Origin of the sequence: Enterobacter sp. YSU (assembly GCF_016082135.1) — a bacterium.
Taxonomy (GTDB): domain Bacteria; phylum Pseudomonadota; class Gammaproteobacteria; order Enterobacterales; family Enterobacteriaceae; genus Enterobacter; species Enterobacter hormaechei_C.
This window is the reverse complement of the sequence record NZ_CP059487.1, coordinates 418,549-429,820: the sequence shown is the minus strand read 5'-3', so window position 1 is coordinate 429,820 and position 11,272 is coordinate 418,549. Positions and strand designations below refer to the sequence as shown.

The 11,272-nt window shown below is 60.6% G+C and carries 8 protein-coding genes and 2 pseudogenes; 5 read left to right on the top strand and 5 right to left on the bottom strand.

What is annotated here, in order from left to right:
* Nucleotides 1–122: 122 nt before the first annotated feature.
* The 3 genes from H2Z33_RS02050 (at nt 123) to H2Z33_RS02040 (ending at nt 7,167) form a co-directional block, all read left to right on the top strand.
* Nucleotides 123–2,831 (top strand): cation-transporting P-type ATPase, encoded by a 2,709-nt coding sequence (locus H2Z33_RS02050; RefSeq protein ID WP_063134767.1) that lies wholly within the window; start codon nt 123–125, stop codon nt 2,829–2,831.
* 106 nt (nt 2,832–2,937) lie between these two features.
* Complete coding sequence (locus H2Z33_RS02045; RefSeq protein ID WP_032652891.1) at nt 2,938–4,002, top strand: efflux RND transporter periplasmic adaptor subunit; 1,065 nt, start codon at nt 2,938–2,940, stop codon at nt 4,000–4,002.
* Between the two features lie 9 nt (nt 4,003–4,011).
* On the top strand, nt 4,012–7,167 hold the full coding sequence (locus H2Z33_RS02040; RefSeq protein WP_063134768.1) for an efflux RND transporter permease subunit: 3,156 nt from the start codon (nt 4,012–4,014) through the stop codon (nt 7,165–7,167).
* Here the strand turns inward: H2Z33_RS02040 and H2Z33_RS02035 are convergent.
* Nucleotides 7,097–8,218, bottom strand: coding sequence for a YbdK family carboxylate-amine ligase (locus H2Z33_RS02035; RefSeq protein ID WP_015571201.1), 1,122 nt, complete (start codon nt 8,216–8,218; stop codon nt 7,097–7,099). The genes H2Z33_RS02040 and H2Z33_RS02035 overlap by 71 nt on opposite strands.
* A 105-nt stretch (nt 8,219–8,323) precedes the next feature.
* On the opposite strand from H2Z33_RS02035, the gene H2Z33_RS02030 reads away from it, so the two are divergent.
* Nucleotides 8,324–9,214, top strand: coding sequence for an oxidoreductase (locus H2Z33_RS02030; protein ID WP_063134770.1), 891 nt, complete (start codon nt 8,324–8,326; stop codon nt 9,212–9,214).
* Between the two features lie 50 nt (nt 9,215–9,264).
* Here H2Z33_RS02030 and H2Z33_RS02025 read toward each other — a convergent pair whose 3' ends face one another.
* The 4 genes and pseudogenes from H2Z33_RS02025 to H2Z33_RS02010 form a co-directional block, all read right to left on the bottom strand.
* On the bottom strand, nt 9,265–9,699 hold the full coding sequence (locus H2Z33_RS02025) for a hypothetical protein (RefSeq protein WP_017694362.1): 435 nt from the start codon (nt 9,697–9,699) through the stop codon (nt 9,265–9,267).
* On the bottom strand, nt 9,696–10,052 hold the full coding sequence (locus tag H2Z33_RS02020) for a tlde1 domain-containing protein (RefSeq protein WP_006809708.1): 357 nt from the start codon (nt 10,050–10,052) through the stop codon (nt 9,696–9,698). The genes H2Z33_RS02025 and H2Z33_RS02020 overlap by 4 nt, the downstream gene beginning before the upstream one ends.
* Nucleotides 10,053–10,062: 10 nt before the next feature.
* Entirely contained in the window at nt 10,063–10,554 is a 492-nt protein-coding gene (locus tag H2Z33_RS02015) for an Hcp family type VI secretion system effector (protein ID WP_017694361.1), read from the bottom strand.
* A 343-nt stretch (nt 10,555–10,897) separates the two neighbouring features.
* Nucleotides 10,898–11,121: pseudogene (locus H2Z33_RS02010) on the bottom strand (glutamate-cysteine ligase family protein); the annotation flags it as partial.
* On the opposite strand from H2Z33_RS02010, the pseudogene H2Z33_RS02005 reads away from it, so the two are divergent.
* A pseudogene (locus H2Z33_RS02005) lies at nt 11,117–11,269 on the top strand (ketopantoate reductase C-terminal domain-containing protein); the annotation flags it as partial. The pseudogenes H2Z33_RS02010 and H2Z33_RS02005 sit on opposite strands and share 5 nt — an antisense overlap.
* Nucleotides 11,270–11,272: the final 3 nt, after the last annotated feature.

Genomic DNA, 11,272 nt, shown 5'->3' with positions numbered 1-11,272 from the left:
GAATAACCGGGTAGTCAATATATTGCGGTAGATCAATTTAACCCGCAAGACTTAAAAATGAATTATTTAAAGCCAGAAAGGAATTCCGGCTTCCGTCCACCGGATATTGAAGGAAAAATACCATGACCAAAAAAAATTTCTCGCAGAATATGCCACCCGCAGGCGGGCAGGCGTACCAGCAGACCGTAGAGCAGGTGCTTGCTCAGGCGCAGAGCCAGGCTAATGGCCTGGACCGTGCCGAGGCGCAGGCGCGTTTACAGAAGCATGGCCCGAACGCGCTGCCGGAGAAAAAAGGCAAGCCGGGCTGGCTGCGTTTTCTCGCGCATTTTAACGATGTCCTGATTTACGTCCTGCTGGCAGCCGCCGTATTAACGGCAGTAATGGGACACTGGGTTGATACGCTGGTTATTCTGGGCGTGGCGGTAATCAATGCCTTAATTGGCCACATTCAGGAAAGTAACGCGGAAAAATCCCTGAAGAGTATTCGCAATATGCTCTCCAGCGAGGCGCGCGTTATTCGTAACGGCAACCATGAAACTATCCCGACGACGGAAATCGTCCCGGGCGATATTATTGTGTTGCGCGCAGGAGATCGTATACCGGCGGATATGCGCTTAATCGAAGCGCATAATTTACGCGTGGAAGAGGCAATTCTGACCGGTGAATCCACCGTGGTGGATAAACACACGAGCCCGCTGAACGGCGAATTACCGCTGGGCGACCGCACGAACCTGGTCTTTTCCGGGACGACGGTCAGCGCGGGCGGCGGCGTGGGTGTGGTCATTGCCACGGGCCAGGAGACCGAACTCGGCCACATCAACCAGATGATGGCGGGCATTGAAAAACACCGCACCCCGCTGCTGGTGCAGATGGACAAGCTGGGCAAAGCGATCTTCGCCATCATTCTGGCGATGATGGCCGCGCTGTTTGTCTTCAGCCTGGTGTTCCGCGAGATCCCGATGGGCGAGCTGCTGCTCTCCCTGATTAGCCTGGCGGTAGCCTCCGTACCGGAAGGTCTGCCAGCGATTATCTCCATTATCCTCTCCCTGGGTGTGCAGGCGATGGCGCGCAAGCGGGCGATTATCCGCAAGCTGCCGACGGTTGAAACCCTGGGCGCGATGACCGTGGTCTGCTCGGATAAAACCGGCACCCTGACCATGAACGAGATGACGGTGAAAGCCATCATCACCGCCGACACCTGCTATCGCGTGGACGGCAACAGCTACGAGCCGGTGGGCAACATCTACCTCGAAGGCAGCGACGAGCCGGTGCAGATCCAGCCGGGCACCGTGCTGGAGCAGTACCTGCGCACCATCGACCTGTGTAACGACAGCCAGCTGATTCAGGACGAGCGTGGCCTGTGGGGCATCACCGGGGGGCCAACCGAGGGCGCGCTGAAGGTGCTGGCGGCCAAGGCCCACCTCGAGCCGGTCGTGACCACGCTGGTTAACAAGATCCCGTTCGACTCTCAGTACAAGTACATGAGCACCCACTACCAGATTGGCAGTGAGGAGCAGATTTTGATTACCGGCGCGCCGGACGTGATTTTCGCCCTGTGTGAGCAGCAGCAGACCCGCAACGGTGCGCAAGCCTTTGACCGCGCGTACTGGGAAACGGAGATGGAGCGCTATGCGCGTCAGGGGCTGCGCATGGTCGCCGCGGCGTTCAAGCCAGCGAACGGCGAGCAGGCATTAACTCACGACGACCTGAGCCACGGTCTGATCTTCCTCGGCATTGCCGGGATGATGGATCCGCCGCGTCCGGAAGCGATTGAGGCGATTAACGCCTGCCAGCAGGCGGGGATCCGCGTGAAGATGATCACCGGGGATCACCCGCAGACGGCGATGAGCATCGGCCAGATGCTGGGGATCACCAACAGCGAGCAGGCGGTTACCGGCTACCAGCTGGAGAAGATGGACGACGCCGAGCTGGCGGAAGCGGCGGTGAAGTATGACATCTTCGCCCGTACCAGCCCGGAGCATAAGCTGCGCCTGGTGAAAGCGTTGCAGGACAAAGGCGAAATCGTCGGCATGACCGGTGACGGCGTGAACGATGCCCCGGCGCTGCGCCAGGCGGACGTGGGTATCGCGATGGGCATCAAAGGCACGGAAGTGACCAAAGAGGCGGCGGACATGGTCCTGACGGACGATAACTTCGCCACCATCGCCAGCGCGGTAAAAGAGGGGCGTCGCGTTTACGACAACCTGAAGAAGACCATCCTGTTCATCATGCCGACCAACCTGGCGCAGGGGCTATTGATTGTGATTGCGCTGCTGGCGGGGAACATCATTCCGCTGACGCCAGTGCTGATCCTGTGGATGAACATGGCGACCTCCGCCACGCTCTCCTTCGGCCTGGCCTTCGAGGCCGCCGAGCGCAACATTATGCGCCGCCCGCCGCGTCAGACCGGGCAGCACGTGATGGACGCCTACGCCGTCTGGCGCGTGGCCTTCGTCGGCACCATGATTGCCATCGCCGCCTTTGCGCTGGAAGCCTGGCTGGCCCCGCGCGGCCACAGCGCGGAGTTCATCCGCACCGTGCTGTTGCAGATGCTGGTCTGCGCCCAGTGGGTATACATGATTAACTGCCGCAATACCGACGGGTTCTCCCTGAACCGCGGCCTGCTGGCGAACAAAGGGATCTGGCTGGTAACGGGCGTACTGTTCCTGCTCCAGGCGGCGATTATCTACCTGCCGTTTATGCAGATGCTGTTCGGGACCGAAGCGCTGCCGCTGCGCTACTGGTTCGTGACGCTGGCGGTGGCGGGCGTGATGTTCTTCGTCGTCGAAATCGAGAAGCGACTGACCCGCAGGTTCCGTAAGGATGCATAACCTTTTGCCCTTACCCTAACCCTCTCCCACAGGGAGAGGGAACTCTGACCTCCCTCTCCCTGTGGGAGAGGGCCGGGGTGAGGGAAAACAACGCCGAGGTACTCCCATGAAATTCCCACTCCTGTTCGCGCTCCTCGCCTGCACCCTGCCACCCGCATTCGCCGCGGCCATTCCCGTGCGTGTCGCCACCGTGGAGCAGACCGCCCACGCCGCCGAGCGTCAGATCCCGGGTCGCATTGAAGCTATCCACACCGTTGAACTGCGCGCGCGTACGGAAGGCGTCATCACCAGAATCCACTTCCGCGACGGGCAGTACGTGAAAAAAGGCGACGTGTTGTTCGAACTGGACGACGCCGAGCCGCGCGCCGCCCTGCGTCTGGCGCAGGCCGAAGTGAGAAGCGCCGAAGCCACGCTGCGTCAGGCGCAGCAGCAGCTGTCACGCTTCGAAAGCCTGGGCAGCAGCAACGCCATCAGCCGCCACGACGTGGACAACGCCCGCATGCAGCGCGACGTAGCGAGCGCCGCGCTGGAGCAGGCGAAAGCCCGGCTCGACACCCGCAGCGTCACCCTCAACTACACGCGCATTACCTCACCGATTGACGGGCGCGTGGGGCACAGCAACTTTCACGTCGGCAGCCTGGTGAATCCTGCCAGCGGTGTGCTGGTGGAGGTGGTGCAGCTCGATCCCATCCGCATTGCCTTTGCGCTGGAAGAGGGCGCGTTTGCCACTAAAGCCGGACAGCATGCGGATATCAGCGCCATGAAGCAGGCCTGGCAGGCGCTGATTGACAGCAACGGCCAGCGCATCAGCGGGGAACTCACCTCCGTGGACAACCGCATCGACCCGCGCACCGCCAGCGTGATGCTGCGCGCCGAGTTCGCCAACCCGCGCCATCAGCTGCTGCCCGGCGGCAACGTGAACGTCTACCTGCGTCCGTCAAGTGAGCAACCAGTGCTGACTCTGCCCGCCGCTGCCGTACAGCAGAATGGCCACGGGTTCTTCGCATGGGTGGTTAACGCCGAGGATAAAGCCGAAATGCGTCCGCTGAAGGTCGCCGGACAGATCGGCCAGCAGTTCCAGATTGCCTCCGGCCTGAAGCCCGGTGAGCGAGCGATTACTGACGGTGCGCAGCGCGTGCAGCCAGGCGTTGCCGTCCAGATACTGAATTAAGGAGCCATCATGCTGACGTTTTTCATCAAACGCCCGCGCTTTGCGATGGTGATTGCGCTGGTCATCACCCTGCTGGGGGCCATCGCGCTGAGGATTATTCCGGTGGAGCAGTACCCGCAGATCACCCCGCCGGTCGTGAATGTGTCAGCGTCATGGCCGGGCGCCAGCTCGGCTGACGTGGCGGAGGCCATCGCCACGCCGCTGGAAACCCAGCTGAACGGGGTGGATCATATGCTCTATATGGAGTCCACCAGTTCGGACGAGGGTAGCTATAGCCTGAACATTACCTTTGCGGCAGGCACCGACCCGGATCTCGCCGCCATCGACGTGCAGAACCGCGTGGCGCAGGCCGTGGCGCAGCTGCCGACCGAGGCACAGCAAAACGGCGTGCAGGTGCGCAAGCGCGCCACCAACCTGATGATGGGGGTAAGCCTTTACTCACCGAACAACACCCACACGCCGCTGTTCGTCAGCAACTACGCCAGCACCCAGGTGCGCGAGGCGCTGTCTCGCCTGCCGGGCGTCGGGCAGGTACAGATGTTTGGCGCACGGGACTACAGCATGCGCATCTGGCTGCGTCCGGACCGCATGAACGCCCTGAACGTGACCAGCGATGACGTGGCGCAGGCGCTGCGCGAGCAGAACGTGCAGGGGGCGGCAGGCCAGGTCGGCACGCCGCCGGTGTTTAACGGCCAGCAGCAGACCCTGACCATTAACGGGCTGGGGCGCTTAAATCAGGCCGACGACTTTGCCAACATCATTATCCGCGCCGGGGAGATGGGTCAGCTGGTGCGCCTGAAGGACGTCGCCACCATCGAGCTTGGCTCGCGCAGCTACAGCTCTGGCGCGCAGCTGAACGGGCACGACTCCGCCTACCTCGGCATCTACCCGACGCCGTCCGCCAACGCCCTGCGCGTGGCCGATGCGGTGCGCGCGGAGCTGGAACGGTTATCCACGCGCTTCCCGGACGATCTGGTCTATGAAGTCAAATTCGACACCACCTCGTTTGTGGCCGCCACCATCAAAGAGATTGGCGTCTCGCTGGCGCTGACGATGCTGGCGGTGGTGGTCGTGGTGTCCCTGTTCCTGCAAAGCTGGCGCGCGACGCTGATTGTTGCCCTTGCCATTCCGGTGTCGCTGGTGGGCACCTTCGCGGTGCTCTATACGCTCGGCTACTCCGCCAATACGCTGAGCCTGTTCGCCATCATTCTGGCGCTGACCATGGTGGTGGATGACGCCATCGTAGTGGTGGAGAGCGTCGAAACGCTGATGGCGGAAGGGCAGAGCCGGACGGCGGCGACCGCGCTGGCGCTGCGCCAGATTGCCGGGCCAGTGATTGCCACCACGCTGGTGCTGCTGGCGGTGTTTGTGCCGGTGGCGCTCCTGCCGGGGATTGTGGGCGAGCTGTACCGCCAGTTCGCGGTGACGCTCTCGACTGCCGTCACGCTCTCAAGCCTGGTGGCGTTGACCCTGACGCCCGCGCTCTGCGCGATGCTGCTGCGCCCGCGTCCGGTACAGCCCGCCGCGATCTTCCGTGGGTTTAACCGCGGGCTGGACGCCACGCGCACGCTTTACACCCGGATCGTGAGCGTGCTCAACCTCCGTCCGTGGCTGGCGCTGCTGGCCACCGCAGGCGCGGCGGCGGTGGTGGTATTCAGCTTTATGTCGATGCCAAAGGGCTTCCTGCCGCAGGAGGATCAGGGCTACTTCTTCGCCAGCGTCCAGTTGCCGGAGGCAGCCTCGCTGGAGCGCACCGAAGCGGTGATGACCACCGCGCGCGAGCTGATCGCTAACAACCCGGCGGTAGAAGACGTGATTCAGGTCTCCGGGTTTAACATCCTCAACGGCACCAGCGCATCGAACGGCGGGTTTATCTCCATCATGCTCAAAGACTGGAGCGAGCGTCCGCCGCTGGATGAGGTGATGGGCACCCTTCAGCGCCAGTTGCTGGCCCTGCCGGAAGCCACCATCATGACCTTTGCGCCGCCGACGCTGCCGGGGCTGGGCAACGCCTCCGGCTTCGACCTGCGCATTCAGGCGCAGGCGGGGCAAAGTCCGGCGGAGCTGGAGCGCGTGACGCGTGAGGTGCTGGCGAAAGCCAACCAGCACCCGCAGCTGAGCCGCGTGTTCACCACCTGGAGCAGCAACGTGCCGCAGATGACGCTCACCGTTGACCGCGAGCGCGCGGCCCGCCTCGACGTGCCGGTGTCACGCATCTTCAGCAGCCTGCAAACCGCCTTTGGCGGCACGCGCGCCGGGGATTTCAGCGTCAACAACCGCGTCTACCACGTAGTGATGCAGAACGAGATGCAGTGGCGCGAGCGCGCGGAGCAAATCAGCGAGCTGTTCGTGCGCAGCAACAGCGGCGAGCGGGTGCGTCTGAGCAACCTCATCACCATCACGCCGACCGTCGGCGCGCCATTTATACAGCAGTACAACCAGTTCCCGTCGGTATCGGTGAGCGGCTCGGCAGCGGAAGGGGTGAGCAGCAGCACCGCAATGGCGGCGATGGGCGAGATTCTGGCGGAAAACCTGCCAGCCGGGTACGACTACGCCTGGAGCGGCATGTCGTATCAGGAGCAGCAGACCGGCAATCAGGCGATATGGATCGTGCTGGCGGCGGTGGTGATGGCGTGGCTGTTCCTCGTCGCCCAGTACGAGAGCTGGACGCTGCCGGCGAGCGTGATGCTCTCGGTGCTGTTCGCCATCGGCGGGGCGCTGGTCTGGCTGTGGCTGGCGGGCTATGCCAACGACGTATACGTGCAGATAGGTCTGGTGCTACTGATAGCCCTCGCCGCCAAGAACGCAATTCTTATCGTGGAGTTTGCCCGCGCCCGGCGCATGGATGGAATGGCGATTGTCGATGCCGCACGGGAGGGGGCATCGCGCCGCTTCCGCGCGGTAATGATGACCGCCGTGTCGTTCATTATCGGCGTCCTGCCGATGATGCTGGCGACCGGGGCGGGTGCCCAGAGCCGCCGCATCATCGGCACTACGGTGTTCAGCGGCATGCTGGTGGCGACCGTGGTGGGGATAGTGTTCATCCCGGCGCTGTTCGTGCTGTTCCAGCGCCTGCGCGAGTGGGGCCACGGCCTTACGGACTCGTCGCCCACAGCTCACAGTGCTTCTGCACCAGAGAAATCAGCGAGCCGCCATCGGCGATAAAGTCCCGCATGCGCTGCGCCTCGCTCTTGCCCTGCTTTAACAGCAGGGCAATCTCATTGATTGCGCTTGTCGCGCCGAGCTTCTCGGCCGACGGCGCAACCTGCTCGAGCAGCCAGGCGATATCTTCCGCCACGGTTTTGTGCTCGCCGGTATGTACGTCCGTCAGAATGCCTTCCAGCCCGTAGCGACAGGCCTGAAAACGGTTAAAGCGATAGAGCAGAAAATCCCGTTCCTGATGCTTATACGGCCGCGCGGTCAGCAGCCAGTGCGACGTCGCCTGAATAAGCCCGGCGATGTTAATGGCGTGGCTGAGCGTCAGCGGCGTATCCATCACCCGCACCTCGACGGTGCCGAAGTGCGGGCTGGGGCGGATGTCCCAGTGCAGATCCTTAATGCTGTCGATCATGCTGGTGGAGCTCAGGCGGCGGAACAGCCCCTCGAACTCCTGCCAGCTGTTGACCCACGGCATCTGACCGTTATCCGGGAAGCCCGAGAAGATGTTGAGACGCGATGAGGCGAACTTCGTGTCCGTGCCCTGCATATACGGTGATGCGGCGGCCAGGGCGATAAAGTGCGGCACAAAGCGCGACAGGCCGTGCAGCAGGTAAATGGCGTCGTCCCCGGTCCGACAGCCGACGTGTACGTGCTGGCCGAACACCGTCGCCTGCAAAATCAGATAGCCAAAGCGCTCCAGCGTGACGTTATAGCGCTCGTCGTCGCACACTTCCTGCCGCTGCCATTTCTGGAACGGATGCGTCCCACCGCCGCAGATCTGGATATGCTGATCTTCCGCCGCGCGCAGGATGCTCTGCTGCATCACTGAAAACTGCGCCGCTGCCTGGTCGATGGTCTGGCACACGCCGGTGGCGATTTCGAGCATGCTTTCGGTGATGTCGTGTTTGACTTCCCCCCCTTTGATGTCGTCTTTGACGGCGGCGATGAGGGCAGAGGAGTCCTGGCTCAGATCGTAACCCGGCGGGTTAACCACCTGGAGTTCGAGCTCAATGCCGAGGGTATAAGGTTCAGAGGATTTGAAGTCGGGTAAAGGCATGGCGCACTCCGTTGTCTGTTATGAGTTGAGTATAGACAATGGGCGTGGCGCGCTCGTCTCAGGGTGGTATAACTGATAGCAGGCTTAGCAAAAGGGGAGTGATCCATGTCTGACTATCCAACCATTGCGCTGACAGGACCCGGTGCGATTGGGACCACCATCGCCGCGGTGCTGCATGAAGCGGGCCGCACGCCGCTGCTGTGTGGTCGCACCGCGCATCCGGAACTGCGCCTGCGTCATGATGAGGGTGAAATTGTGGTGCCCGGTCCGGTACTCACCGATCCCAGCGTCATTACGCGCCCCGTTGACCTCGTTTTTTTGGCGGTAAAAACCACGCAAAATGCCGACAGCACCGGTTGGCTGCGCGCCCTGTGCGATGAAAACACCGTGGTCTGCGCGCTGCAAAACGGCGTGGAGCAGAAAGCCCAGCTTGCGCCTTTGGTCAATGGCGCAACGGTGTTGCCCTCGGTGGTCTGGTTCCCTGCCCAGCGCGAGCCGGATGCCTCCGTCTGGCTGCGCGCCAAACCGCGCCTTACGCTGCCGGACGTGCCGCAGGCGCAGCGGGTGGTGGAGGCGCTTCGCGGCACGCGCTGTGACGTTGAACTCTCGGCTGATTTCCCCACCGTCGCCTGGCGCAAGCTGCTGCAAAACGCGGTCGCCGGGCTGATGGTGCTGGCCAATCGCCGCGCCGGGATGTTCAGGCGCGAGGATATCAGCGAACTGGCGCTGGCCTACCTGCGCGAGGGGCTGGCCGTCGCCCGCGCCGAGGGGGCGAAGCTGGCCGATGACGTGGCGCAGGAGATTCTGGCGAACTTTCAGCGCGCGCCAGTGGATTTGGGCACGTCGATCCTCGCCGACCGTCAGGCGGATCGCCCGATGGAGTGGGATATCCGTAATGGCGTCATCCAGCGCTACGGCCGCAGGCACGGGATTGCGGTGCCCGTCAGCGATGTGGTGGTGCCGCTGCTGGCGGCGGGGAGCGAGGGGCCGGGGTGAGCCAGGGTCTGGCGAGAAGGAAGACCCGGCCGTTGTGCGCCGGGTAACTCTTACTTACCCTGACGGGCTTTCTCAGCGTTTAGCTCTTCCATTGTTGCTTCCAGGATCCAGAGGCACTGAGCACCCTCAACCGTATCCAGCAGCGCCCGGCGGGTGCGCTGATAGAACGCGTCGACTTCGGCGGGGGATTTCTCTAGAGGCGGCGTGCAGACGATATCGCTGCCAACCATGTGCGGCCACTTTCCCGCGTCAATGGTCTGGAGCGCTTTCAGTGTGGCGCTGGTGTTTGTTGTGAGCGCTGCGGCCAAAGCATCCTCCAGCAGTTGCGCCTGCCTGGCGTCAGCCGTGGCAGCCAGCGTTGGGGCTTGCTCAATCCAGTGTGTGTCACCTGAGGCGATTCCATGAAGTGCTGATGGCCAGTCAGTGCTGGCTGCAATGGCTGGGACAGTGAGCGCACAAAGCAGCAGGACGATTGGGTATTTCATCGCACTACCTCAAGCTCACCGCCGTCACGAAGGATTTTACGTCGCGTTGACAGTGAGAGAATGATGCACCCCTCCGAAGCAAATCCGGCTGGACCGTACTTATGGTCACCATGAATGCGGAACTCTGAACGACCAAAACTCTCTCCCGAAGTTTGCTCAAGGATAATGGTAATGGGTCCTTTAGAATTCGAATGTCCCGCAATTTTATATGTTCCGCGCGGCAATGGACCCAGACCCTTCACATGCTGACGGTCCGGATTATTTTTATTGGTAAGGGCACCGGAATATCCTGTCTCAATTAATTTGCCGTCTTTATACATCTTGCCAGTTGATTGCTCATACTTCCATCCCATAACGTTCTCCTTATGCCGTCTTACGGTCATTCCAGCTATCTGAATGCATGATGTTACCGTCCACGTAGCGCCAGGTAATTTTTTCATAGAGCAGCTCTACCAGCTCAAGATGGTTATGCTTCTCATAGTCAGGATCTTTGATATCAAGCATCATTGGACAGACGCTGGCGATCTTCACGCCTTCCAGAAGGGTGGAAAAATATTCCACTTCCTGACCAGCATCGTTGATACGGTAAAACTTTATCTCTGCGGATTTTAGCTTCTGGCCCGTGCTAACAGCCTTGTACAAATAGGGGCTGGAAGCGTCGATCTCTTTATCGAAAGAATAGGGGGAATGGATGCGAAGACTTGTCGCCTTGCCGTTATGCTTGTCCGTGGGCTGCATTATGGCGTGATTTAAGGCGATAATCTCGATGCTACCTTCACGTCCATATATATCGACAGAGCCTTTTATATCGGCGCCGCCGTCATCTTTAAGCCATAAATAAGCGGGAATAGCCATTTGTTTAAAACTCCATTTAAGGAAATCCTGAAAAGACCTTATGGTTTAGCTAGTTACGTAACTAGTGCAACGCTAGCGCGTACAAAATTGGCCGTCAATTTTGTACAGGGTGGATATAAAACGATCTGCGGTTTCGTTGATGCAAATTAAGAAAGTATGGGGGCTTATGGTTTGGATCTGGATAAATTGTTAATGATTAATACGGTGGTTTTGCTTAAATAATAATTAAGTGAATATTAATTGAAGATGTAATAAATACTTGAATGTTTATTGGGTATTCTGTCTATTTGACTCTTTATTAATTGTTTAAAAACTCATAACGGCTCGTCTGAATATCCACCTATCCGTAGCGACACACCTGAAAACGGTAAAGAGGTACCGCAGAAAATCCCGTTCCTGATGCTTATAAGGCCGCGTGGTCAGCAGCCAGTGTGACGTGGCCTGGATCAGCCAGGCGATATTAATCGCGTTGTTGAGCGTCAGCGGCTTATCCGTCGACCGCACCTGCATGGTGCTAATGTGCGGGCTGGGGCGAATGTCCCAGTGCAGATCTTTAATGCTGTCGATCCTGTCCGACCGTCAGGCGGATCGCCTGATGGAGTGGGACATACGCAACGGCGTGATCCAGCGCTATGGCCGCAGGCACGGGATTGCGGTGCCCGTCAGCGATGTGGTGGTGCCGCTGCTGGCGGCGGGGAGCGAGGGGCCGGGGTGAGAG